The organism is Microbacterium sp. NPDC077663, from assembly GCF_044542795.1.
GTDB lineage: Bacteria > Actinomycetota > Actinomycetes > Actinomycetales > Microbacteriaceae > Microbacterium.
This window is the reverse complement of record NZ_JBITVE010000003.1, coordinates 442,748-465,912: the sequence shown is the minus strand read 5'-3', so window position 1 is coordinate 465,912 and position 23,165 is coordinate 442,748. Positions and strand designations below refer to the sequence as shown.

Genomic DNA, 23,165 nt, shown 5'->3' with positions numbered 1-23,165 from the left:
TGGTCGGCGGGCGGGTCCGCGATGCCGCCCCGGAAGTAGACTCGCGCGGGTGAGCAGCCCCGTCGCCCTCCGCCATCCCCTCGACGTCGAATCCGTCCCCCGCCCCGCCCGTGCACAGGCGCTGCTGGACGCGCTCGGCGAACGGGTCGTCATCGCCGACGGGGCGATGGGGACGATGCTGCAGCGCCACGACCCGACGCTCGAGGACTACCGGCAGCTCGAGGGGTGCAACGAGATCCTCAATGTGTCGCGTCCCGACATGATCGCCGCGATCCACGACGAGTACCTCGCGACCGGGATCGACGCGATCGAGACGAACACGTTCGGGGCGAACTGGTCGAACCTGTCGGATTACGGCATCGACGATCGCATCCACGAGCTCGCCGCCGCGGGCGCCCGCATCGCCCGCGAGCGCGTCGAAGCAGCGGAGGCCGCGGATGGCCGCATCCGCTGGGTACTCGGGTCGCTGGGACCGGGGACGAAGCTCCCGAGCCTCGGGCACACGACCTACGACCACCTCAAGCAGACCTTCGCGCTGCAGGCCGAAGGCCTCATCGACGGCGGCGCCGACGCGCTGCTGATCGAGACCTCGCAGGACCTGTTGCAGACCAAGGCCGCCGTCAACGGCTGCAAGCAGGCGATCGTGGCGCGCGGCATCCGTCTGCCGATCTTCGTCGAGGTGACCGTCGAGACGACGGGGACGATGCTCATGGGGTCCGAGATCGGCGCGGCGCTGACGGCGCTCGAGCCGCTCGGCGTCGACGCGATCGGCTTGAACTGCGCGACCGGTCCGACCGAGATGAGCGAGCACCTGCGGCACCTGTCGAAGCACGCGACGGTGCCGGTCGTCTGCATGCCGAACGCCGGGCTCCCGGTGCTCACCGCGGACGGCGCGCACTACCCGCTGACGCCCGACGAGCTCGCGACCGCGCACGAGCAGTTCGTCCGCGAGTTCGGACTGGGCCTGGTGGGCGGATGCTGCGGCACGACGCCCGAGCACATGGCGGCTGTCGTCGACCGGCTCCGCCCGGTCGCCGCACCCGCGGCGCGCACGCCCGTCGTCGAACCGGGTGTGGCCTCGCTCTACCAGCACGTGCCCTTCGACCAGGACACCGCCTACCTCGCGATCGGGGAGCGCACGAACGCGAACGGCTCGAAGGCGTTCCGCGAGGCGATGCTGGAGGGCCGGTGGGACGACTGCGTCGAGATCGCGCGGAACCAGATCCGCGTCGGCGCCCACCTGCTGGACGTGTGCGTCGACTACGTCGGCCGCGACGGGGTCGCCGACGTGCGCGAGATCGTGTCGCGCTTCGCCTCGGCATCCACCCTCCCGCTCGTGATCGACTCGACCGAGCCCGCCGTCCTGCAGGCGGGGCTCGAGCTCATCGGCGGACGCCCGGTCGTGAACTCGGTCAACTACGAGGACGGCGACGGCCCGACGAGCCGGTTCGGCCGCATCATGCCGCTCGTGAAGGAGCACGGCAGCGCTGTCATCGCGCTGACGATCGACGAGCAGGGGCAGGCGCGCACCGCCGTCGACAAGCTGCGCATCGCCTCGCGGCTCGTCGACGAACTGGTCGATGTGTGGGGGGTGCGGGTCGCTGACATCGTCGTCGACTGCCTCACCTTCCCGATCGCGACCGGTCAGGAGGAGACCCGCCGCGACGCGATCGAGACGATCGAGGCGATCCGGGGCCTCGTGGCGAAGTACCCCGGCATCAACACGACCCTCGGCGTCTCGAACGTGTCGTTCGGCCTGAACCCCGCGGCCCGGTCGGTCCTCAACTCCGTCTTCCTGCACGAGGCGACGCAGGCCGGGCTCACCTCAGCGATCGTCGACGCGGCCAAGATCGTCCCGCTCGCCTCGATTCCCGAGGAACAGCGCACCGTGGCGCTCGATCTCGTGTGGGACCGGCGCGAGAGGGATGCCGAGGGGAACGTCACCTACGACCCGCTGGCCGTCATGCTCGACATGTTCGCCGGCGTCGACACCGCCGCCCTCCGCGATCAGCGCGCCGCCGAGCTCGCGGCGCTGCCCGTGGGGGAGCGGCTGGAGCGCCGCATCATCGACGGCGAGCTCAAGGGCCTCGAGGCCGACCTCGACCTCGCCCGCGCGAACGGCGTCGCCCCGCTCGACATCATCAACGACCACCTGCTCGAAGGCATGAAGGTCGTGGGCGAGCGGTTCGGAGCGGGCCAGATGCAGCTGCCGTTCGTGCTGCAGTCCGCCGAGGTCATGAAGACGGCGGTCGCGCTCCTCGAACCGCACATGGAGCGCACCGGCGCCTCGGGCAAGGGCACGATCGTGCTCGCCACCGTCCGCGGCGACGTGCACGACATCGGAAAGAACCTCGTCGACATCATCCTGACGAACAACGGCTACACCGTCGTGAACCTCGGCATCAAGCAGCCCATCGCCGAGATCATCGCCGCCGCCGAGGAGCACGACGCCGACGTCATCGGCATGAGCGGCCTGCTCGTGAAGTCGACCGTCGTCATGAAGGAGAACCTCGAGGAGCTCGCCTCGCGCGGCCTCGCCGGTCGCTGGCCCGTGATCCTCGGTGGTGCGGCCCTCACCCGCGCGTACGTCGAGGACGATCTGGCCGAGATCTTCCCGGGCGAGGTCCGCTACGCGAAGGACGCCTTCGAGGGCTTGGCGCTCATGGAGCCGCTGGTGAAGATCGCCCGCGGGGCGGACCCGGCATCCGTCGGCCTCCCGGCGCTGAAGAAGCGCATCCATTCCGCCGGGTCGAAGCTGACCCTGACCGAGCCCGAGGCGATGCCCGGGCGGTCGGACGTGGCATCCGACAACCCCGTGCCTGCGCCGCCGTTCTGGGGCACCCGCATCGTCCGCGGCGTCGCCCTCGCGGACTACGCCGCGTTCCTCGACGAGCGCGCGACCTTCATGGGGCAGTGGGGCCTCAAGCCCGGCCGCGGCGCGGACGGACTCAGCTACGAGCAGCTCGTCGAGACCGAGGGGCGCCCGCGGCTGCGGTACTGGCTCGACCGCATCCTCGGCGAGGGCATGCTCGACGCCTCGGTCGCCTACGGCTACTTCCCCGTGGTGAGCGAGGGCGACGACGTCGTGGTGCTCCACCACGGGGCGGATGCCGCCGGTCGCCTGGGCGTGCCCGGGCTGCTCGCCCCCGACGGGGGTTCGGGCGGCGAGGTCGGCACGGACCGGCTGCGGTTCGCCTTCCCGCGGCAGCGACGCGACCGGCACCTGTGCCTCGCAGACTTCGTGCAGTCGCGGGAGTCCGGGCAGGTCGACGTGCTGCCGGTGCAGCTCGTGACGGCCGGCGCCCGTATCGACCAGGTGACGGCGAAGCTGTTCGCCGAGGACCGGTACCGCGACTACTACGAGCTCAACGGCCTCGTGATGCAGCTGACCGAGGCGCTCGCCGAGTTCTGGCATGCACGCGTCCGCGCCGAGCTCGGCTTCGCCGACGAGGACCCGGCCGACACCGCCGGGCTGTTCAAGCTCGAGTACCGCGGCGCCCGCTTCTCGCTCGGGTACCCGGCGTGCCCCGACATGGAGGATCGGCGCAAGGTCGTCGAACTGCTGCGACCCGAGCGCATGGGAGTGGAGCTCAGCGACGAGCTGCAGTTGCACCCGGAGCAGTCGACGGATGCCTTCGTCTTCCACCACCCCGAGGCGAAGTACTTCTCGGTCTGAGCCGTTCGCTCACAGGCGCGTGTACCGGGCGCGGAAGAAGGCATAGACGCCGTAGGCGATCCACCCTGCGCCGACGAGGACGAGCAGGATCTTGCCGGCGGGGAGGCCGGCGATGGTGCGCAGGGCACCGTCGAGACCGCTTGAGCGTTCGGGGTCGTTCGTCGCGGCGGCGACGAGGAAGAGGATGCCGACACCGGCCATCGCCACGCCGCGGGCGATGTAGCCGACCGTCCCGAGGATGCGCACACCCCGACCGGCGGCGCCACCCGGCATGCTCAGGTCGCGCTCGAAGCGACGCGTCGCGCCCTTGAACACGAGGTATCCCGCGATGGCGATCAGCACGATCCCGACGGCGACGACGAGGAAGACCCCGCCCGGGGTCGACAGCAGGCCCGCGGTGAGCGAGGTCGTCGACCCGGACGAGCTCGACGACCCGCCCGCGGCGAACGTCCCTGCCGTGACGGCGATCGCCAGGTAGACGACCCCCTTGGCGCCGTTCTTCACGATGTGCACGGTGCGGTCCTTGCTCGAGGAGGCGCTGCGGTCGAGGATCGCGCTCAGCAGGTGCCACAGTCCCAGGGCGGCGAGCCCGATCGTCACCGCCCAGAGCAGGAAGACGCCGCCGGGTGCGGCGGCGAGCTGCGCGAGGGCACCGGACTGGTCGGCCTCCTGCCCCCCGGCGGCGCCGAGGGCGATCGAGATCGCGATGACCCCGATGAGGATGTGGACGACGCCGCTCGCGGCGAACCCCGCCCGCGCGAGAAGGTGCACCGCCTTGCTGTTCTTCGCGTCGTGCGCCGCGTTCTTCGCCGTAGAGGTCATGGCGTCAGCCTAGGGAGGACGCTCGTCGTCCGCGCAGGGGTTGCGCCGCGCTGTACAGTGACGCCGGGAGGGCGGATGACACCGACGCTGCACGACGTCGCACGGCTGGCCGGCGTGTCGATCAAGACCGTGTCGAACGTGATCAACGGGCTCCCCCATGTGCGTCCGGCGACGCGGGAGAAGGTGCAGCGGGCGATCTCGGAGCTCGGCTACACGCCGAACCTCACGGCGCGGAGCCTGCGCAGCGGGCGGACCGGGGTGATCGCGCTCGCCGTGCCGGACCTGTCCTTCAGCTACTTCGCCGAACTCGCCAGCATGGTCATCGCCGCCGCCGAGGCACGCGGGGTCGTGGTCCTCGTCGAGCAGACCGGCGGAGAGCGCGACCGGGAGCGCGAGCTGCTGCGCAGCCCGCGGCTCGGCCTGACGGATGGCTTGATCCTGAGTCCGCTGGGACTCGAGGCGTCCGATCTGTCCGACCGCCCGACCGCGTATCCGACGGTGCTCCTCGGCGAACGGGTCTACGACGCGCCCGTCGACCACGTGACGATGCGCAACGTCGAGGCGGCGCAGGCGGCGACGGCGCACCTGCTGGGGACGGGTCGTCGACGCATCGCCGTGCTCGGCGCGCACGACGCCGACGCCGAGGGCGCGTCCGGGCTGCGGCTGCAGGGGCATCGCGCGGCTCTCGCCGACGCCGGTGTCGCGCTCGACCCGGACCTGGTCGTCGCGACCCGCTTCTGGGACCGCGCCGGCGGCGCGCACGCGGTGCGCGACCTGATCGCACGGGGGGTCGCCTTCGACGCGGTGTTCGGGCTGAACGACATGCTCGCCCTCGGCGCGATCCGCGCGCTGCAGGAGGCGGGGCGCCGCGTGCCCGACGAGGTGGCCGTCGTCGGCTTCGACGACCTCGACGAGGCGCGGTACTCGATCCCCTCGCTCACGACGATCGACCCCGGCCGGCGCTGGATCGCGCAGAACGCCGTCGACACCCTCCTCGGTCGGGTGACGGATGCCGCAGGCCCGGCGCACGTCGAGTCCGCACCGTACGAGCTGCGCGTGCGCGAGTCGGCGCCGGGTCGCTGACGCGGCATCCGTGCGCGGGTGTCGCGGGGCGGCATCCGCTCGTCCCGCGCTCGCGGATGCAACAGATCTCGCCCGACACGCCGGTCCCGGGCTGCCCGCATCGGCGTGTCGCCCCGGATCCATTGCATCGGTGATCGCCGGAGGTGCGCGCAAAGGTCTTGACGGACCGGCATCCGGCTCGCCATCATGAATTACAACGTTTACCGGTTTGACCAAGAAAGCCCTACATGACCTCCGCACGCCTCATCGTCGACGCCGCAGCCCCCATCGGCGAGGTCCGCCGCAAGATCTTCGGCGGCTTCGTCGAGCACCTCGGCCGACACATCTACGACGGCATCTTCGAGCCCGGTCACGAGAGCGCGGATGCCGAGGGTTTCCGCACCGACGTGATCGACCTGGTCAAGGAGCTCGGGGTCGACACGATCCGCTACCCCGGCGGCAACTTCGTGTCGGGCTTCCGCTGGGAGGACTCGGTCGGGCCCGTCGCCGAGCGTCCGCGCCGCCTCGACCTCGCGTGGCACTCGACCGAGACCAACGAGGTCGGGTTGCACGAGTTCTCGTCGTGGCTCGACAAGGTCGGCAGCGACCTGATGATGGCGGTGAACCTCGGCACGCGTGGCACACTCGAGGCGATCGACCTGCTCGAGTACTGCAACATCCGCTCGGGCACGGCGCTCAGCGACCGGCGCGTCGCCAACGGTGCGACCGCACCCTTCGACGTGCGCATGTGGTGCCTCGGTAACGAGATGGACGGACCGTGGCAGCTCGGCCACCGCTCGGCGGAGGACTACGGCAAGCTCGCCTCTCGCACGGCGAAGGGGATGCGGCAGCTCGACCCGTCGATCCAGCTCGTCGTGTGCGGCTCGTCCGGTGCGACGATGCCGACCTTCGGCGAGTGGGAGCGGGTCGTCCTCACCCACACCTACGACGACGTCGACCTCATCTCGTGCCACGCGTACTACGAGGAGAAGAACGGCGACATCGACAGCTTCCTCGCCTCGGCGGTCGACATGGACCGCTTCATCGAGACGGTCGTCGCCACCGCCGACCACGTGGGCGCGGTGAAGCGCTCGACGAAGAAGATCGACATCTCGTTCGACGAGTGGAACGTCTGGTACCTGTCGCGATGGGAGAACGTCGAGAAGATCGACGGCCTCGACAACTGGCCGGTCGCGCCGCGCCTGCTCGAGGACGTGTACTCGGTGGTGGATGCCGTGGTCTTCGGCAGCCTCATGATCTCGCTGCTCAAGCACGCCGACCGTGTCGCGAGCGCGTCGCTGGCCCAGCTGGTGAACGTCATCGCGCCGATCATGACCGAGCCGGGCGGACCGGCGTGGCGCCAGACGACGTTCTTCCCGTTCTCGCTGACGTCACGTCTCGCGCAGGGGACCGCGATGCGGGTCCTCGTCGATGCGCCGTCGTACGAGACCGCCGTCTTCGGCGAGGTGCCGCTCGTCGACGCCGTCGCGACGCACGACGACGCCACCGGCCGCAGCGCGGTCTTCCTCGTGAACCGCAGCACGACGGATGCGATCGAGGTCACCGTCGACGTGTCGGGCCTCGGTGCGACCTCGATCGTCGAGACGCACACGCTCTCGGACGACGACGTCTACGCGAAGAACACGCTCGCCGACCGGGAGCGCGTCGCGCCGCGCGCGAACGACTCCGCCGTCGTCGACGGCGGCACGCTGACGATCACGCTGCCGCCGGTGTCGTGGACGGCGGTCGGGCTGGGCTGAGACGGGGGTCGTCGTAACGTGGTGCCGTGAACCTCGTCTTCCACCAGCGGGTCGACCTCGTCGGCGACGGGCTCGTCCCGGCATCCGCGCTGGCGGCGATCGATCCGACGGCGCACGCGCGGGCGATGGCGAAGTACGACGACACCCCGGAGCGGCGGCGGTTGCGCGAGACCGCGATCCCCGGCACGGGGCGATCGTGGACCGAGGTGGTGTTCCTCAGCCCGGTACACCCGCACGCGGTCTGGCGCGCCTGGCGGGAGGTCCGTGGCAAAGAACTGCCACGGACGGAGTTCTGGGCGATCCCCGCCGCGGACCTGCCGCCGGGGACCGTCGTCCTGGACCGCACGGTGTCGGCGGTCGGCGACGCGCTCGACCCGTCGGAGGTGGTGCCGTTCGAGGCGGCATCCTTCGTCACCGTGACCGAGATCCCGCCGGCCAACCGTGCGTGGCTCGAGGAGATGGTGCGGCGCGGCGTGAGCGGGGCGTGGTTCCACGGCATCCCGCACGTGCTCGCACCGGGCACGGTGCCGCTCGGCAACGCCCGGGTGATCAGTTGGGACGAGCCGATCTGACTCAGCGCCGGTAGGCGTCGACGACCAGGTCGCCGCGGATCCCACGCAGCGCGTCGATGATCGCCGGAACCGTCTTCGTGCCCGCCGTCCGCAGTACGACATCGTGCGGGCCGAGGGGCTCGAGCCCGCCGGTGCGCACCCGCACGACCTCCCAGCCGGCGGCGCGCAGCAGGGCGTCTTTCCGCCGATCGGATGCCTCCCGCTTTCCCACGTGCTCGAGCCCGTGACGGCCCGGAGTGTCGTACTCGATCGCGACTCGCAGTTCGGGCAACAGGATGTCGGGCCACACCTCGCGGTGCCGGAAGAACGGTCGCCCGACGCGCACCGCCGTCATCCCCTCGGTGAACAGGAGCGCCTGCGAAAGCTGTTGTCGCAGTCGGCCTTCGGCAGCGGATGCCGGTCGTGGCGCGCACTCGCTGACGAAGGGTTCCCCGACGGCAAGGTCGGGGGTCTTCTCGCAGACCGCGGGCGCCGCCCGCTTCGGTCGCGGGGCCGGAGCGGGGGCCACCGGCATCCGCACCGCCTTGGCGCGGTCGACGGCGGCGAGCACCTGCGCGGCATCCACCCGCTCGACGACCTTCACCGGTCGCGGCGCCGCGAGGGCGGAGCACTCGGGACACCACGCCGACCGCCGCCGGACGCGTCCCGGTCGCTCGCGCTGTTCGGAGGGGGTCGCCGCGAAGCGGTGGCCCGCCGTGCACTCCCAGCACAGCAAGACGTCGGCCGCCGGCGGGATCTGCGACAGCGAGATCCCCTCGTTGAGGTCGGGGTGGTACTGCCGCACGAGCTCGGGGTAGGCGGCCCACGCCGACCGGTACGTGCCGACGGGGTAGGGCACGTCGACGCCGCGCGAGAACTGGCGCCGCTGCCACCACCACCGCACCGGTTCCGTCACGGTGCCGACGGTAGGCGAGGGCTCGGACACGGCATACTGCGAGGATGCGTCCCCTTCGACTCGCGCTCGTCCTGCTCTCCGCGATCGCGCTCGCGGGGTGCGTCTCCACAGCGAGCCTCGAATCCGAGCGGTCCCCGATGCCGAGCGCCGAGCGGACACCGGCCGCGTCGGCCGAGGACGTCACCGAGCCGCCGCGGTGCGCGGAATGGGCCGGCGACACGACGATGCTCATCAACCTCGACGAGGTGCTCGGCGTGATCGAGCCGGCGGACCCGATGGCCGGGTGGACGGCGTCCGGCGATGACCTCCTGAGGGGTGACGGTGCCTGCGCGCCGGTCTCCACGCAGCCGGTGGGCACCGTCGAGACCTGTGCGGCGCCGACCGCTCCGCTCGACGACGTGTCGCGTGCTCTCTCGGGCGCCCCCGTCGAGTACATGTTCGCCGCGGGAGCGCAACGGCAGATCGCGGGTTACGTCGTCGGGCGTACGACCGCCGAGGAATACATGGTCATCGGGATGCAGGCCTGGCGGTTCGCGACGACGGCGGAGGCTCTGGACGCGCCGATCCTCGAAGCCCTCGCCGCCTGCCCGGGGTCGCAGACCGACGACGACGGTCGGGTGCGTGTCGTCGACGGGAGGGAGCCCACGGTCACCGCGTCGGTGAAGGGCCGCGACGTCTTCGTCGTCCGCAGTGCGCGCCCCGTCACCACGGAGGGGGAGGACGCGGGGCTGACCGCCACGGAGTCGTCGCTGCTCCCGGAAGCGAGCGTTAACGCGGCCGAGGAGTGGTGGCGTGTGCAGGCCGCGACGGCGTTGAGCCGCGAGCCGCGGAGCTGACCTGCGCTCAGGCGACCTGCTGGCCGCACATCCCGCACACGCCGGTCGCGGAGACCTCGACGAAGCAGTCCGGGCACATCGCCCGCACCACGTCGAGCGACGCCGCGGGCCGCTTGGGGGCGACGGTGCGCTCGGGCCGTGCCTTGGCCGCCGAACCGCGGGCCCGCCCGGGGCTCGCGACGGACGGCGGGGGCGGGGGTGCGGTCTTCGGGGAGTGCTCCGCGCAGTAGTACCGCACGAAGCCGGCGTGGTTGTTCGGATGCCGGTGCTTCACGACCCACAGCTCGGTGCGCTCACGCGGCTCGCTCCCGGTGGGGCAGCTCACGCAGCGGGTCGGTTCGCCGGGCACGGCCTCGGCGGCGAGAACGGGCGTCTCGAACGGAAGAGCGTCCCGCCAGTCGGATGATCTCGTGATCTTCATGCGGGGTCCCTCCGCGGCGCTCGTTTCGGGGGTGAGGGCCGCCCTACAAGCTTCGCACGGTCGCGACAGGTTCGGGTGCTGCCGACGGCGCGACCGGCAGGGACACCGGCTTCACCCGCCGCAGCGATCGGAGCACGGGGCGCGCGACGAGCACGATCCCCACGACGGTCGTGACGGCGCGCACGGTGTCCCACCCGGCCGTCGACGTCACGAGGGAGTACAACAGGAAGCTCGCCAGGTTCTCGCCCATCGGTGCGCCGGCCTGGTACGAGATCGTCGTCCCGCCGCCGACGGCGAACGGCCAGAACCAGAGGTTCATGACGAGACCGAACAGATACGACGCCACCACGCCGTAAATCGCGAGCAGCACGATCTCGCCGCGCCCGCGCACCCTCGTCGGCAGCAGCGCGGCGCCCGCCGCCACCCACCCGCACGCGAACATCTGGAACGGCAACCACGGTCCGACACCGCCCCACACGAGCGACGAGAGCAGCAGCGACGCGGCGCCCAGCAGCATCCCGAACCTCGCACCGTAGGCGCGGCCGGCCAGGATCAGCAGGACGAACAGCGCCTCCACCCCGCCGACCCCGGTCGAGGCGAGACGGATCGCGCCGCCGATCGCGGCGAGCGTCGCGAGCAGGGCGAGGGTGTGGGCCGAGCGGATCGACGCGTCGACGGCGGTCGCCACGAGCAGAACGGCCAGCGGCGCGAGGGCGAGGGCGATGACGGGTGCCGCCGCCTGCGCCTGCGACGGGAGCGCTGCCGCGACCAGCGGCCAGGCGAACGCACCGGCGGCGAGCAGGTTCGCGGCGAGCAGCACGAGTCCGCGCGAGCCAGGGCGGGCGGGGGCGGCATCCGCTCGCCCTCGGATTGGGACGACGCCGTCGGAATCTGATGCCGGGGGCACGAAGGGTCCGGATCCGGTGACGGTCTCCGGATCCGACGCGACGACGCCCGCGCGCAGGACGCCCGCCTCGATGCGCAGCGCGCGGTCCGCGAGCACCCGGGCGAGCTCGGCATCGTGGGTCGCGAACACCACGGCGGTCCCGGCCTCGGCGGTGCGCACGAGGGCGGCGGCGACGAGCGCGCGGGCCGCGGGGTCGAGCCCCCGCGTCGGCTCGTCGACGAGCAGCGCTGCGGGGCGCCGGGCGCACTGGATCGCGATCGCGAGGCACCGGCGCTGCCCGGTGGACAGGTCGAGCGGATGCCGCCGACGCACCGCGTCTGCCGTGGGGGAGTCGGGCGCGACCCCGAGCAGGTCGAAGAACAGCGCGGCCGTTCCCGGCACCCGCGCGCGCCGGTCGGCGTGGCGGCACTCGGCCTCGACCGTGTCGCGCACGAAGAGGTCGTCCGAGGCATCCGGGACGAGCGCGATGCTCCCGGTCGCCTGCACCCCGGCTGCACCGAGCGCGAGCGCCGTCAGCAGGCTCGACTTGCCGGCGCCGTTCGGCCCCTGCACCGCGACGATCTCGCCGGCCGCGATGCGCAGGTCGGCGCCGTCGACCGCGGTCCGCGCGCCGTGCCGGACCGTCACCCCGTGTGCGTCGAGGACCGCCCCGCCGATCGCCCTCGCCGATGGGCGGGGCAGCGGCACGTCGTCCCGCGTGCCCACACTCACGACGTCGTCGACGACGTCGGCGAACTCGCGGACGCGATGCTCGGCGACGACGACGCAGACGCCCGACCGATGCGCGAGGTCGGCCAGCACGGCGGCGATCCGGGCGCGGGCTGCCGTGTCGAGATCGGCGAGGGGTTCGTCGACGAGCAGCAGCGCGGGCTCGTCGACGATGGCGGCGGCGATCGCGACGAGCGTCGCCTCGCCCGCCGACAGCTCGGCGACCCGCCGGTCCAGCAGGGCGTCGACCCCCGTGCGCATCGCGACCTCGGCGACCCGTGTGTCGATCTCGGGCGTCGCCGCACCCCGCAGCTCGAGTGCGAGGCCGATCTCGTCGCGCACCTGTTCGGCCGCGAAGCCCTGACGCGGATCCTGCAGCACGGTCCCGACCGACCGGGCGGTGTCGCGGGGGAGCCGGGTGTCGCGCGGCATCCCGATCACATCGATCGTGCCGGTGCTCCACCCGCCGTCGGTCGTCGTGTGCAGCCCGGCGAGGCCGCGCAGCACGGTGCTCTTGCCGACGCCGGTGGGTCCGACGACGAGGGTGAGCGTCCCGGCTGCGAGGTCGAGCCGTTCGACGGTCGCGACGGCGCGGTCGCCGAATCCCCACGCGGCGCCCGCCAGCTGCACGACCGGGTCGGCGCGCAGGGTCTCGCCCGCCCCGGCGTAGCCGCGCAGCTCGAGCGCGGTTCCGAGCGCGACGGCCCGCTGGAGGGTGCGCTCGAGCACCGGCGCGAGCAACCTCACACCGGGGCGCTCGCCGCGCAGGCGCGCCGCCCGTCGCGTGGCGCGGACCGCGTCGGCGAGTGCGGGCAGTGTCGCCCACGCCAGAGCCAGCGCGCGGGCGAGGCCCTGCAGCGGACCCCGCCGCGCCCCGCGCGCGAGCAGGCGCGGCACGTCGAGCACCGCGACGAGCGCGCCGACGATCAGCAACGGCACCGCGATCGGCAGAGCGGATGCCGCGGCCGCAGCGATCCCGCCCGAGGTCACCGGGCCGAGCACCTCGACGTGCGCGAACGGTGCGGGCAGGCGCCAGGACGGGAGATCGAGGAGGACTGCTCCGTCGCCGTCCGCGCCGCCGAACAGGATGCGGTACAGCACCCGGACCACGACGAACCCGGCCGCGACGGCGGCCGCGGCGCGCAGCGGTCCGGGTCGGAAGGTCACGACGTCGGCGCCGCCGGTTCGCCGTCGAGCGAGAACAGCAGCTCGAGGCTCTCGCCGGGTGCGAGCTGCAGGGTCTCGATGCCCTCCTGCGCGAAGCCCCACTCGCCGTCGGCGGACGGCCGGACCCACAGGCCCCAGTACGCGAAGCCGGCGGGCATGCTCTCGCACGACTCGACGTAGTCGGGGTCCTCGGTCGACCCGACGGGCTCGTCGGCGGAGGGCTGGCCGTCCACGCGGCAGACGATCGCGTCGCCGTATTCGGTCGTCCCCTCGAGCTCCACGCCGGCGGCGGCGAGGGCGTCGGTCGCCGCGATCGGCTCATCGGTGGCGACGCACGTATCGAGGGCGACCTCGTCCGCTCCGGACAGGCCACCGCCGTCGACGATGACCGTCACCCCGGAGTCGGCGGTGCACGTCGCGGCGGACGGCGTCGGCGACGCCGGACCGGGGTCGGCGTTCGGAGCCACCGGCGCGCAGGCGGAGAGGGCGAGTGCCAGCACGGCGGCGGCGAGGGCGGGAAGGGCGCGGGACGTCACCGCTCCAGGGTAGGGGCGCGCGGGCGGTGGCGACGCGGTGTGTGACGCCGCGCGGCATCCGCTCGGATCGGCCCCGCGCGTAGGCTTGCCCGGTGACCGTCTCCGAGCTCTTCGACCCGGCGGAGTGGACCCCGGCGCCCGGCGCCGAGGCCTACACCGACATCACCGCGCACGTCTCGAATGACGGGCGCATCGCGCGCATCGCGTTCGACCGGCCCGAGGTGCGCAACGCCTTCCGCCCGCACACCGTCGACGAGCTGTACCGTGCGCTCGACATCGCGCGTCAGGACCCGAAGATCGGCGTCGTCCTGCTCACCGGCAACGGGCCGAGCCCGAAAGACGGCGGGTGGGCGTTCTGCTCCGGCGGCGATCAGCGCATCCGCGGGCGCGACGGGTACAAGTACTCCGACGACGAGACCGCGGTCCACGATCCGGTCCGCGCGGGACGCCTGCACATCCTCGAGGTGCAGCGCCTGATCCGCTTCATGCCGAAGGTCGTCATCGCCGTCGTCCCGGGGTGGGCGGCAGGAGGCGGCCACTCGCTGCACATCGTCTGCGACCTGTCGATCGCGAGCGCCGAGCACGGGCGGTTCAAGCAGACCGACGCGGATGTCGGGTCGTTCGACGCCGGCTACGGCTCGGCCTACATGGCGCGTCAGGTGGGACAGAAGGTCGCGCGCGAGGTGTTCTTCCTCGCGGAGGAGTACTCGGCGCAGCGCGCGTACGAGATGGGCGCGGTCAACCGCGTCGTGCCGCACGCGGACCTCGAGCGCGAGGCGGTCGCGATGGCGCGCACCATCCTCGGCAAGTCGCCGACCGCGATCCGCATGCTGAAGTTCGCCTTCAACGCGATCGACGACGGCATGGTCGGCCAGCAGGTTTTCGCCGGCGAGGCGACCCGGCTCGCCTACGGCACCGACGAGGCCGTCGAGGGCCGCGACGCGTTCCTCGAGAAGCGCGACCCCGACTGGTCGCCCTACCCGTACCACTTCTGAGTCCCGCGATGCAGCTGCGCCCGCTCGACTCCGCCGATCCGCGCGATGTGCTGCGCGCGCTGCGGGCGGCCGTGCTGGGGGCCGGGCCGGCTGTCGCGCTCGGTGCCGCGGACGGCTTGCCCGACGAGGTTCCTGCGGGCACGGCGGTCGTCGTCACCACGAGCGGGTCGACGGGGTACCCGAAGTCCGTCGCGCTCAGCCGATCCGCGCTGACGTCGTCGGCGCTCGCGACCGCCGACCGCATCGGGAGCGGCAGCTGGCTGCTCGCCCTGCCCGCCACTTACGTCGCCGGGGTCCAGGTCATGGTGCGGGCGCTCGTCGCCGGGCGCGACCCGGCGATCCTCGCGGGGTCGTTCACGGCGCAGACCTTCACGGCGGCCGCGTCGGCCATGGCCGCGAGCGAGGGCGGACTCCGCATCCCGACCTACACGTCGCTCGTGCCGGCGCAGGTGCAGACCCTGGTCGAGGCGGGGGAGTCGGATGCCGCTGTCGCCCGCGCGTTCGCGTCGTTCGAGGCCGTGCTCGTCGGCGGGCAGGCGCTGCCGCCCGCGCTCGCCGAGCGGGCCGCCGCCCTCGGCGCGCGCATCGTCCGCACCTACGGATCGACCGAGACGAGCGGAGGCTGCGTCTACGACGGCCGACCGCTCGAAGGCGTGCGCGTGCGTGTCGCCGACGGCGAGGTGCAGCTGAGCGGCCCGACGCTCGCCGACGGCTATCTCGGCGATCCTGAGCTCTCCGCCGAGGCGTTCGTCCGGGACGAGGACGGGGCGCGCTGGTACCGCACGGGTGACGCGGGATCCTTCGACGACGGCGTGCTGCGGGTGACGGGGCGCCGCGACAATGTCATCGTCTCGGGCGGTGTCAACGTGTCGCTCGATCGGGTCGAGCAGGCGGCGCGAACCGTGCCAGGACTCGACGGCGCCGTCGTCGTGCCGACGACGGACGAGCGGTGGGGCGCGGCATCCGTCGTCGTCCTCTCACGGGCAGCGCTCGCCGGCCGGGGTGAGCCCGGCGTGCTCGAGGAGGTGCGCCGGGTCGTCGCGGCCGCGATCGGCGCGCCGGCGCGCCCGCGCGAGCTGCTCGTGCTCGACGCCGTGCCGCTGACGGCGAGCGGCAAGCCCGACCGCGCGCTGCTCCGGCGGCTACTCGCGGAGGACGCCGTCCCCGGCGCCTGATGCGAACGGACCGGTCTGCACGACGCAGAATCGGTTGCCTTCGGTGTCCTCGAGGACGATCCAGTCCGCATCGTCCGGGTACCCGTCCCAGTCCACCTCGCGCGCGCCGAGGGCGAGCAGACGGGCGACCTCCTCGCCCTGATCCTCGGCGTAGAGGTCGAGATGGATCCGCGGCGGGTAGTGCTGCGGGTAGCCGGTGACCGAGAGGGCGAGGCTCGGCAGCGGGTCGCTCCACCGGGTCTTCTCGGGCGAGTCGAGGAGAGCCCAGTCGACGTCGGTCTTGCGGGCGGTGTAGCCGAGTGCCTGCGTCCAGAACGTGATGGCGCGATCGATGTCCTCGACGGTGAGCACGATGTTCCCGATGTGCAGCATGCGCCCAGTCTCCGCCTGCGGCGCCGTACGCGGGAGGGGGTGGCGCGGGGGAGCGCGGATAGGATTCTTGCTCGTGGCCGCATCCCGAAAGACCTCACGCAAGCCCGCCGCGAAGCGCTCCGGTTCGCGCGGCAACCCGGCGAAGGCGCGCGTCTCGTCCGCCCCGCCGAAGCCCGCCCCGGTGACGGCGCGAGACTGGATCGGTGCCGCCCGGCTGCGCACCCTGCCGCTTGCGATCAGCCCGATCCTCGTGGGTACCGGCGCGGCGATCGCCGTCGGTGCGGGCTTCCACTGGGTGCTCGCCCTGTGCTGCCTCGTCGTCGCGGTGTCGTTGCAGATCGCGGTCAACTTCGCCAACGACTACAGCGACGGCATCCGCGGCACCGACGACCACCGCGTCGGGCCCACCCGCCTGACGGCCTCGGGACGGGTCGCCCCTCGCGCGGTCCTGATCGCGGCGCTCATCTTCTTCGGCATCGCCGCGGTGACCGGGGTCGCGATCGTCGTGCGCACGCAGTTCTGGTGGCTGCTCGCGGTCGGCGCCGTCTGCATCGTCGCCGCATGGTTCTACACCGGCGGCAAGCGCCCCTACGGTTACCACGGGCTCGGCGAGCTGTTCGTGTTCGTCTTCTTCGGTCCCGTCGCCGTCATCGGCACGACTTTCGTGCAGGCGGGGTCCGTGCCACAGGAGTCGTGGATCCCCTCGATCGCCGTCGGTGCCCTGGCGTGCGGCGTGCTGGTGACGAACAACCTGCGCGACATCGATCAGGACCGGGTCGCCGGCAAGCGCACCCTCACGGTCCTCATCGGCAAGCGCGCATCCCAGGTGCTCTACACCGTGTTCATGTTCGTGCCGTTCGCGATCGTGCCGATCCTTGCCGTCTTCTACCCGGTGGCGTGGCTCTCGCTGATCGTCCTGCTCGCGACCCTCTCGGCCACGCTCATCGTCTGGACCTACCGCACGCCGCGCGAACTCATCGTCGCGCTGCAGCTGAGCTCGCTGGCATCGCTCGCGTGGAGCGCGTTCATCCTCTGGGCGTTCGTCGCCTGAGCGTCAGTTCGCTGCGTCCTCGACCGCTTCGTCGCTCTCGGCTCGCTTACGCGCCGCGCGGGTCTCGGCGATGCCGGCCGAGACCTCGTCCAGCGGACGACGGAGGAACAGCATCGAGAGGCTGAGACCGATGAGGGCGGCGAAGATGGCGGCGAGCCAGTACTGCTCGCGCAGGACCGGGAAGAGCATCATGATGCCGAACGGGACGAAGAAGGCGAGCAGCCGCAGCAGCGCGAAGACGAGGGCTGAGCGGGCACGCATATCCCCATTCTACGACCGTGCCCTCGTGCCGTCGCCCGGCAGCCTCGGGGTGCGAACGCGCGCCTAGGATGGAGGAATGGCGCGCGTGTACCTCGTTCTGGCGCTGCTGCTGGCCGCGTTCTGGGTCTACAGCGTCGTCGATTGCGCCGTCCAGTCTCCGACCCGTCACCGCGGGGTCAGCAAGCCGATCTGGCTGCTGATCGTCATCCTGCTGCCGGTCGTGGGCGGCATCCTCTGGTTCGTCATCGGCCGCGCTCGTGCCTCGTCGAACCGTGTCACCTTCCGCGCCCCCGACGACGACCCGGAATTCCTCGGGCGCCTCACCACCAGCAGCGACCAGGACGAGCGCATCCGCCGTCTCGAGGAGGAGCTCGCAGCGCTCGACTCCGAGGCTCCCGACCCGCGTGATCGTCCGATCGACCCGCCGGCGGACGACGACTCAGACGAGCAGTCGCGCGGGTCGCGTTCCTGACATGACCCTCGACCGATCCGGTCGCGCCCCCGCGACCGACGCCGCGTCCGCGCTGCTGAGCCGACTGATCGAGAGGGGTCTTCGGCACGTCGTGCTCTCGCCGGGATCGCGGTCGCAGGCGCTGGCCCTCGTGGCGGCGGAACTCGAGGCGCGAGGCGTCATCCGGCTGCACGTGCGCGTCGACGAACGCGTGGCGGGCTTCACCGCCCTCGGCATCGGTCGTGAGGATCGGATGCCGGCGGCCGTCATCTGCACCTCCGGCACCGCGGTCGCGAACCTCCTCCCCGCCGTCCTCGAGGCACATCATTCCGGGGTGCCGCTCGTGCTGCTGACCGCGGATCGGCCGCCCGAGCTCCGCGGTGTCGGGGCGAACCAGGCGACGAGACAGCCGGGGATGTTCTCGGGTTTCGTCCGACTCGGGTCCGACCTGCCGGTCGCCGAGGCGCTTGCGGACGCGATCGACGGTGATGAGGTCGCCGCGTTCCGTGCCGCCGCCGATGAGGGATGGGATGCCGCGATCGGCGCGGGTTCGCGCGTGGCGGGCCCCGTGCACCTCAACGTCCCGTCTCGTGAGCCGCTCGCCGGTGGCCTGCCGGAGTGGCTGCCCACGTCGACCGCTGTGGTCGCGGCATCCGGTTCCGTGGAGCCCGCCGACGAGATGGCCGAGGCCGAGTGGGGTGCGCACTACCAGGGTGGCGGGGGCGTCGGTGCGGCGCTCGAGGTCGTCGGGGCGGAGTCGGTGACGCTCGAGCCGGGGCCGCGGACGGTCGTCGTCGCCGGGGCCGACGCCGGAGCGGATGCCGAGCAGCTGGCGCACGAGGGCGGGTACCCGCTGATCGCGGAGATCGTGAGCGGCGCCCGGTTCGGACGGCATCTGGTCCACGGGTACCGGTGGCTGCTGTCGGACCCGGATCTCGGAGGACGTGTCGAACGGGTCGTCGTCTTCGGGCACCCGACGCTGAGCCGGGAAGTCACGCAGCTGCTGAGTCGCGACGACGTCGAGGTTTTGGCGGTGCGCGGGCCGGGGGAGCATCTGAACCTCAACGGCGCGACGGTGGCCGTGGACCGTGTGACGGCGTCGTCGGATGCCGCGGACCGGGAGTGGCTCGGTGCCTGGATGCGGGCGTCGCGGAAGCATGTCGTGGACCTCAGTCCCGCCGCGCCGGATGTCGACGCGCTCTCGTCGGCGGTGCCGGCGCAGCGCCTCGGCGCGATCTCGGCGGAGCTGGGGGCGATCCGCGCGCCGGTGGACCGGACGGTGCTCGTGGATGCCGTCTGGCGGGCGACATGGCCGCACGACCGGTTGCTGTTCGGATCGTCGCGACTCGTGCGGGTGGCCGACGAGGTGCTCGGCGGCAAGAAGGTGCCGGTGCACGCCAATCGCGGCCTGGCCGGCATCGACGGCACAGTCGCGACAGGGCTGGGTATCGCTGCCGCATCGCAGCGCGGCGCCGCACCGGGCGTCACCCGCGTGCTCCTCGGCGATCTCGCGTTCCTGCACGATGTCGGAGCGCTGCTGCATCCGTCGGCCGAGAATGAGCCGCGGGTCCAGGTGATCGTCGGCAACGATGGCGGAGGGACGATCTTCGACGGTCTCGAGGTGGCGGGGATCGCGGGTGCCGAGGCGTTCGACCGGGTGCAGTTCACGCCGCAGACCGCGCGGATCGAGGAGATCGCGCGCGCGTACGGGTGGGAGTACCAGCGGGTCACGACGCGCGGTGCGTTGGACCAGGCGTTGACGTCGCCCGCGGGTGGCCGACAGATCATCGAGGTCCCGCTGGCGCGGTAGACCGCAAGACCGTCGCGCGGGCGTCTGCGACGCGGCAGGATGTGCCGCATGAGTGCTGACGATCAGTGGACCGGTTCACCGTCGACCCTGTTGCGGGTGAGCCCGGGCTTGCGCCTCGCGGATGTCGACCCGGCTTCGACGCCGGGGTACGACGGGGGCAAGAAGTCGGGGCGGGCGGACCTGGCCGCGGCGGCCGAGACGTTCGACCAGCTGCAGGAGCGGTTGTATGCGCAGAGCCGCACGCAGCCGGACTCGCCGGCGGTGCTGCTCGTGCTGCAGGCGATGGATTCGGCGGGCAAGGGGGGGATCGTCCGGCACGTGATCGGGGCGACCGATCCGCAGGGTGTGCACCTGAAGGCGTTCAAGAAGCCGACGCCCGAAGAGCTCGCGCATGACTTCCTGTGGCGGATCGAGCGAGAGGTCCCCGAGCCGGGTTATATCGGCGTGTTCGATCGCTCGCACTACGAGGACGTGCTGATCGGTCGGGTGCGCCGGCTCGCTCCTCCCGAGGAGATCGAGCGTCGGTACGGGGCGATCGCCGACTTCGAGGCGGGCCTGGCGGAGCGGGGTGTGCACATCGTGAAGGTGATGCTGCACATCTCCGGCGACGAGCAGAAGGCGCGCTTGAGCGAGCGCCTGGAGCGGCCCGACAAGCACTGGAAATACAACCCGGGTGATGTCGATGAGCGTGAGCTGTGGCCGGCGTACATGGACGCGTACCAGGCTGTGTTCGATCGCACCTCGACGGAGCAGGCACCGTGGTTCGTCGTGCCGGCCGATCACAAGTGGTACGCGCGGTTGGCGGTGCAGGCGTTGCTCATCGACGAGTTGGAGCGCATCGATCCGCAGTGGCCGGCCGCGGATTTCGATGTGGAGGCCGAGAAGGCGCGCCTCGCGGCCACCTGATGCGGTCAGCGAAGGTGTGATCGGATCGCCCGGACCATGGCGTCGGGGCGTTCGACGGGGATGAAGTGCCCGCATCCATCGATCACGTCGAGGCGGGCGTCGACGAAGTGGTCGTTCAGGGCGTCGCTCCATTCGACGGGGAACAGCGGGTCTGCCCCCGGCCACAGCATCGTCGCCGGAACGGTGATGCGTGGGGTCTCGCCGGCGTAGCCGCGGTTGGCGACGTACCACTGCAGGCCGGCCGCGAACGCGCCGGGCCGCGCGTAGGCGGCGATGATGTCGTCGAGATGCGGAGGAGGAGCGGGATCGGCGCGCCACGAGTCCCAGACGCGGGTCAGGTAGGTGCGGACGGCGCGTTCGTCGCCGTCGATGAGCTGCGCCGCGACCGGATCGCGGTGGAAGTGCTGGTACCAGAAGATCGACGCGAGGGCAGGGGATGCGGCGCGGTCGCCGATGCCCGGATAGCCCGGCGTCAGCACCGCGCCGTCGAACCGTTCGGGGTTGATGCGGAGCGTCGCCTGGGCGATCCGGCTGCCGATGTCGTACCCGACGATGACGACGTTGCCGGCGATTCCGGCGTCATCGAGCCGTGCGAGGACGTGCTCGGCGTGTGCATCGGCGGTGGATGCCTCGGCGCTGGGGATGCCGTCGAAGCCGGCGCCCAAGCCGAGCAGGTCGGGCGTGATGACGCTGACCCCCGGCAGGCCGTCGATGACCGCGTCGTAGTCCGAGGGGAGACCCGGCCACCCGTGCAGAAGGACGACGGTCTGATCGCCGTGGGTGTCGGTGGTCATGGCGGCACCCTATAGATCGTCGCGGACGTCGCCGATGACGCGGTCGATCCAGCCGCGGCGCGGAAGAGAAAAGATCGCGTCGCGGGGGAACCACGCGATCTCGAGCAGCTCGTCACCGTCGGCCGCGGCGTCGCTCGTGAGCTCGCAGTCGTAGGCGGTCGTGACGTATCCGACCCGATCACCGTTGGGGTAGGTCACCATCATCGGTTCGCCTGCATAGACCCCGACGATGCGACGGATGCGGACGCGGGCGCCCGTTTCTTCGTGAACTTCCCGCGCGAGGGACTCGGCAGGCTCCTCTCCGGGCTCGACGCCTCCACCGATCAGGCTCCAGAGGCCGGAATGGCGATGGCGGGCGAGGAGGAAGTTCTGCCCGTCCCTGATGACGGCTGTCACGCCCGGCAGGAGGAGGAAGTCCGTGCCGATGCGCGAACGGAGGGAGGCGACGTAGTCGGACATCGGCATCCGTCGAGTGTAGGCAGGGGGCCTCAGAACGGCGCAGGTTTTGCCGCGGCGGGCGGTGGTGGTGCGGCAGGGCTGAAGGCGACGGCCGGGGTGGGTGCGTCTTCTCTGTAGGTCCTGCCGAGGGGTGAGGTCCATTCGAGGACGCCACCCTTCAGTTGTCGGACCCGCCAGGCGGTGAACTGCTTCATCGAGTGATGCCGTTGACACAGGTGCGCCAGGTTCCCGAGCTCTGTCTTCCCGCCGAGGGCGTGATCGTGGGTGTGATCGATCTCGCACCGGATCGCGGCGGTGCGGCATCCGGGGAACCGGCAGTGCTGGTCGCGGGCTTGCAGGAACCGTCGCATACCCGACGGCACCCGGTACGAGTCGGTGGCGATCGTGACCCCGGTGGTGGGGTCGTGGAGAAGCCGCTCCCACATCCCGGCGCCGCCCGCGAGGGTGCGAGCGGTGGCGGGGTCGATGGGGGAGCGGCCGGCGAGGTCACAGGGTCCGTCATCCTCACCCGTCAACGTCGCCGCGGGGACGAGGATCTGCACGCGTGCGCGGATCGCGCCGAGGGGCCCCGCGGTGGTGTCACGCGTGTCGTCGAGCGCCGGAGTCCCGGAGAGGAGGAGGTCGGCGAACACGTCGGCGCGCACCTGATCGGTCGAACGGGTGTCGGTCGCCATCACGGCGGCGTCGGCGTTCCCGGCGCGCGCAGCGGCGCGTTCGTCGCGGGTGTCGATGATCGCGCGCGCCTGCTGCGTGAGCCGGTCGTGGATCCCCTCGGCGATCACCGTCGGCAGGGTCGCGATCAGGTCGCTCATCCCGTCCCGACCCGGAACCAGTCGCACGCAGCGCCCGGCGGCGGCTTCCTCGTGCCGTTCGGCGAACGACCGCGGATGCATCCGGTGCGCGAGAATCTCCAACTCGCCGCGCACCCGGTTCGGCGTGTCCTGTTGGCACCGGGTGATCGCCGCTGTTTCGAACTCCGCCCACATCTCTGCCGGCAGCGATGTCCCGGTCTCGACGATCAGGAACGCATGCCCGCGCACGATGCGTCCCTGCTCCCACGCCTCGACCGTCGCCGGGAACCCTTCGATGAGCGTCCGCGCCTCCCCGATGCGGCGTTGCACGGTCCGGTCGGTGACCCGCATCACCCCGCCGACTTCCGCGGCGATCGACCGCAAGGCCATGTCGTGGACCTGTACGCGGGCGTTGCGCTGGGCGGTCTGCGCTTCCGCGAGACGTCCCGCCGCAGCCAGCACGCGCAGTTCCTCGATTTGCGCCGCTGCGATCCGCCGAGCGACGGAATCCACGTTCGCGACGATACCCGCCAGGGTGGCGAGATAGTCGTCGCCACCGGGGGTTTCCGTCGCGTCCGCCATACCTGCACTCTGCCACCGACCACCGACATCGACGCCTCAAAAACCGGTCGAGGACACTCGCTGTGCACACCGCGAGTATGAGAGTCCTCTCATCTGAGGGAAGCACGAGGGGGTGCGCCCACAGAGCGGCCAGGGCACGCGGGTTCCGCTCCCGGT

At 71.9% G+C, this 23,165-nt stretch carries 21 protein-coding genes; 11 read left to right on the top strand and 10 right to left on the bottom strand.

Going from position 1 to position 23,165, the window contains the following annotated elements; genetic code table 11:
* Positions 1-49 precede the first annotated feature (49 nt).
* Entirely contained in the window at positions 50-3,676 is a 3,627-nt protein-coding gene (metH, locus tag ACIGEP_RS14885) for a methionine synthase (RefSeq protein ID WP_396662405.1), read from the top strand.
* 9 nt (positions 3,677-3,685) lie between these two features.
* Here the strand turns inward: metH and ACIGEP_RS14880 are convergent, their stop codons facing one another.
* A complete protein-coding gene (locus ACIGEP_RS14880) occupies positions 3,686-4,498 on the bottom strand; it encodes a DUF1206 domain-containing protein (RefSeq protein WP_396662404.1) in 813 nt (270 codons plus the stop codon).
* A gap of 75 nt (positions 4,499-4,573) precedes the next feature.
* Here ACIGEP_RS14880 and ACIGEP_RS14875 point away from each other — a divergent pair, with 75 nt between their 5' ends.
* From ACIGEP_RS14875 to ACIGEP_RS14865, 3 genes are all read left to right on the top strand, one after another.
* Positions 4,574-5,581 (top strand): LacI family DNA-binding transcriptional regulator, encoded by a 1,008-nt coding sequence (locus ACIGEP_RS14875; protein ID WP_396662403.1) that lies wholly within the window; start codon positions 4,574-4,576, stop codon positions 5,579-5,581.
* Positions 5,582-5,808: 227 nt separating this feature from the next.
* Positions 5,809-7,320 carry an alpha-N-arabinofuranosidase gene (locus ACIGEP_RS14870; protein WP_396662402.1) on the top strand — a complete coding sequence of 504 codons (1,512 nt, stop codon included), beginning with the start codon at positions 5,809-5,811 and terminating at the stop codon, positions 7,318-7,320.
* A gap of 26 nt (positions 7,321-7,346) precedes the next feature.
* Positions 7,347-7,892, top strand: coding sequence for a hypothetical protein (locus ACIGEP_RS14865; RefSeq protein WP_396662401.1), 546 nt, complete (start codon positions 7,347-7,349; stop codon positions 7,890-7,892).
* Between the two features lies 1 nt (position 7,893).
* Here ACIGEP_RS14865 and ACIGEP_RS14860 read toward each other — a convergent pair whose 3' ends face one another.
* Positions 7,894-8,787, bottom strand: coding sequence for a zinc-ribbon domain-containing protein (locus ACIGEP_RS14860; protein ID WP_396662400.1), 894 nt, complete (start codon positions 8,785-8,787; stop codon positions 7,894-7,896).
* Positions 8,788-8,831: 44 nt separating this feature from the next.
* Here ACIGEP_RS14860 and ACIGEP_RS14855 point away from each other — a divergent pair, with 44 nt between their 5' ends.
* A complete protein-coding gene (locus tag ACIGEP_RS14855; RefSeq protein ID WP_396662399.1) occupies positions 8,832-9,623 on the top strand; it encodes a hypothetical protein in 792 nt (263 codons plus the stop codon).
* Positions 9,624-9,630: 7 nt separating this feature from the next.
* Here ACIGEP_RS14855 and ACIGEP_RS14850 read toward each other — a convergent pair whose 3' ends face one another.
* From ACIGEP_RS14850 to ACIGEP_RS14840, 3 genes are read right to left on the bottom strand one after another with little or no spacing between them, the layout of a single operon-like run.
* Positions 9,631-10,044 carry a glucose-6-phosphate dehydrogenase gene (locus ACIGEP_RS14850; RefSeq protein ID WP_396662398.1) on the bottom strand — a complete coding sequence of 138 codons (414 nt, stop codon included), beginning with the start codon at positions 10,042-10,044 and terminating at the stop codon, positions 9,631-9,633.
* Positions 10,045-10,087: 43 nt separating this feature from the next.
* A complete protein-coding gene (locus tag ACIGEP_RS14845) occupies positions 10,088-12,826 on the bottom strand; it encodes an ATP-binding cassette domain-containing protein (RefSeq protein WP_396662397.1) in 2,739 nt (912 codons plus the stop codon).
* Positions 12,823-13,362, bottom strand: a complete 540-nt coding sequence (locus ACIGEP_RS14840) for a hypothetical protein (RefSeq protein WP_396662396.1) — start codon at positions 13,360-13,362, stop codon at positions 12,823-12,825. The genes ACIGEP_RS14845 and ACIGEP_RS14840 overlap by 4 nt, the downstream gene beginning before the upstream one ends.
* Before the next feature lie 92 nt (positions 13,363-13,454).
* Between ACIGEP_RS14840 and ACIGEP_RS14835 the strand changes: the two genes are divergently transcribed.
* Together ACIGEP_RS14835 and ACIGEP_RS14830 are read left to right on the top strand one after the other, a co-directional pair.
* Positions 13,455-14,357 carry a 1,4-dihydroxy-2-naphthoyl-CoA synthase gene (locus ACIGEP_RS14835; RefSeq protein WP_396662395.1) on the top strand — a complete coding sequence of 301 codons (903 nt, stop codon included), beginning with the start codon at positions 13,455-13,457 and terminating at the stop codon, positions 14,355-14,357.
* Between the two features lie 8 nt (positions 14,358-14,365).
* Positions 14,366-15,532 (top strand): AMP-binding protein, encoded by a 1,167-nt coding sequence (locus tag ACIGEP_RS14830; RefSeq protein WP_396662394.1) that lies wholly within the window; start codon positions 14,366-14,368, stop codon positions 15,530-15,532.
* On the opposite strand, the gene ACIGEP_RS14825 is transcribed toward ACIGEP_RS14830, so the two are convergent.
* Positions 15,500-15,904 (bottom strand): VOC family protein, encoded by a 405-nt coding sequence (locus tag ACIGEP_RS14825; RefSeq protein ID WP_251578614.1) that lies wholly within the window; start codon positions 15,902-15,904, stop codon positions 15,500-15,502. The two genes, ACIGEP_RS14830 and ACIGEP_RS14825, sit on opposite strands and share 33 nt — an antisense overlap.
* Before the next feature lie 73 nt (positions 15,905-15,977).
* On the opposite strand from ACIGEP_RS14825, the gene ACIGEP_RS14820 reads away from it, so the two are divergent.
* A complete protein-coding gene (locus ACIGEP_RS14820) occupies positions 15,978-16,955 on the top strand; it encodes a 1,4-dihydroxy-2-naphthoate polyprenyltransferase (RefSeq protein WP_396662393.1) in 978 nt (325 codons plus the stop codon).
* A 3-nt stretch (positions 16,956-16,958) separates the two neighbouring features.
* Here the strand turns inward: ACIGEP_RS14820 and ACIGEP_RS14815 are convergent, their stop codons facing one another.
* Positions 16,959-17,216, bottom strand: coding sequence for a DUF4229 domain-containing protein (locus ACIGEP_RS14815; RefSeq protein WP_251578618.1), 258 nt, complete (start codon positions 17,214-17,216; stop codon positions 16,959-16,961).
* 76 nt (positions 17,217-17,292) lie between these two features.
* On the opposite strand from ACIGEP_RS14815, the gene ACIGEP_RS14810 reads away from it, so the two are divergent.
* The 3 genes from ACIGEP_RS14810 to ACIGEP_RS14800 are packed head-to-tail and all read left to right on the top strand — an operon-like array spanning position 17,293 to position 20,383.
* Positions 17,293-17,688, top strand: a complete 396-nt coding sequence (locus ACIGEP_RS14810) for a PLD nuclease N-terminal domain-containing protein (RefSeq protein WP_396662392.1) — start codon at positions 17,293-17,295, stop codon at positions 17,686-17,688.
* A 1-nt stretch (position 17,689) separates the two neighbouring features.
* Positions 17,690-19,477, top strand: a complete 1,788-nt coding sequence (menD, locus tag ACIGEP_RS14805; RefSeq protein WP_396662391.1) for a 2-succinyl-5-enolpyruvyl-6-hydroxy-3-cyclohexene-1-carboxylic-acid synthase — start codon at positions 17,690-17,692, stop codon at positions 19,475-19,477.
* A gap of 48 nt (positions 19,478-19,525) precedes the next feature.
* On the top strand, positions 19,526-20,383 hold the full coding sequence (locus ACIGEP_RS14800) for a PPK2 family polyphosphate kinase (protein WP_396662390.1): 858 nt from the start codon (positions 19,526-19,528) through the stop codon (positions 20,381-20,383).
* 5 nt (positions 20,384-20,388) lie between these two features.
* Here the strand turns inward: ACIGEP_RS14800 and ACIGEP_RS14795 are convergent, their stop codons facing one another.
* The 3 genes from ACIGEP_RS14795 to ACIGEP_RS14785 are packed head-to-tail and all read right to left on the bottom strand — an operon-like array spanning position 20,389 to position 23,009.
* Complete coding sequence (locus ACIGEP_RS14795) at positions 20,389-21,177, bottom strand: alpha/beta fold hydrolase (protein ID WP_396662389.1); 789 nt, start codon at positions 21,175-21,177, stop codon at positions 20,389-20,391.
* Between the two features lie 9 nt (positions 21,178-21,186).
* Positions 21,187-21,642 (bottom strand): NUDIX domain-containing protein, encoded by a 456-nt coding sequence (locus ACIGEP_RS14790; RefSeq protein ID WP_396662388.1) that lies wholly within the window; start codon positions 21,640-21,642, stop codon positions 21,187-21,189.
* 23 nt (positions 21,643-21,665) lie between these two features.
* On the bottom strand, positions 21,666-23,009 hold the full coding sequence (locus ACIGEP_RS14785; protein ID WP_396662387.1) for a DUF222 domain-containing protein: 1,344 nt from the start codon (positions 23,007-23,009) through the stop codon (positions 21,666-21,668).
* Positions 23,010-23,165 lie beyond the last annotated feature (156 nt).

Excerpts from the sequence above, each read along its gene's own strand:
- ACIGEP_RS14785 (WP_396662387.1), bottom strand. The coding sequence starts at position 23,009 with ATGGCGGACGCGACGGAAACCCCCGGTGGCGACGACTATCTCGCCACC.
- menD (WP_396662391.1), top strand. The coding sequence starts at position 17,690 with ATGACCCTCGACCGATCCGGTCGCGCCCCCGCGACCGACGCCGCGTCC.
- ACIGEP_RS14800 (WP_396662390.1), top strand. The coding sequence starts at position 19,526 with ATGAGTGCTGACGATCAGTGGACCGGTTCACCGTCGACCCTGTTGCGG.
- ACIGEP_RS14875 (WP_396662403.1), top strand. The coding sequence starts at position 4,574 with ATGACACCGACGCTGCACGACGTCGCACGGCTGGCCGGCGTGTCGATC.
- ACIGEP_RS14815 (WP_251578618.1), bottom strand. The coding sequence starts at position 17,216 with ATGCGTGCCCGCTCAGCCCTCGTCTTCGCGCTGCTGCGGCTGCTCGCC.
- ACIGEP_RS14790 (WP_396662388.1), bottom strand. The coding sequence starts at position 21,642 with ATGCCGATGTCCGACTACGTCGCCTCCCTCCGTTCGCGCATCGGCACG.
- ACIGEP_RS14795 (WP_396662389.1), bottom strand. The coding sequence starts at position 21,177 with ATGACCACCGACACCCACGGCGATCAGACCGTCGTCCTTCTGCACGGG.
- ACIGEP_RS14870 (WP_396662402.1), top strand. The coding sequence starts at position 5,809 with ATGACCTCCGCACGCCTCATCGTCGACGCCGCAGCCCCCATCGGCGAG.
- ACIGEP_RS14825 (WP_251578614.1), bottom strand. The coding sequence starts at position 15,904 with ATGCTGCACATCGGGAACATCGTGCTCACCGTCGAGGACATCGATCGC.
- ACIGEP_RS14830 (WP_396662394.1), top strand. The coding sequence starts at position 14,366 with ATGCAGCTGCGCCCGCTCGACTCCGCCGATCCGCGCGATGTGCTGCGC.
- ACIGEP_RS14880 (WP_396662404.1), bottom strand. The coding sequence starts at position 4,498 with ATGACCTCTACGGCGAAGAACGCGGCGCACGACGCGAAGAACAGCAAG.
- ACIGEP_RS14810 (WP_396662392.1), top strand. The coding sequence starts at position 17,293 with ATGGCGCGCGTGTACCTCGTTCTGGCGCTGCTGCTGGCCGCGTTCTGG.
- ACIGEP_RS14855 (WP_396662399.1), top strand. The coding sequence starts at position 8,832 with ATGCGTCCCCTTCGACTCGCGCTCGTCCTGCTCTCCGCGATCGCGCTC.
- ACIGEP_RS14850 (WP_396662398.1), bottom strand. The coding sequence starts at position 10,044 with ATGAAGATCACGAGATCATCCGACTGGCGGGACGCTCTTCCGTTCGAG.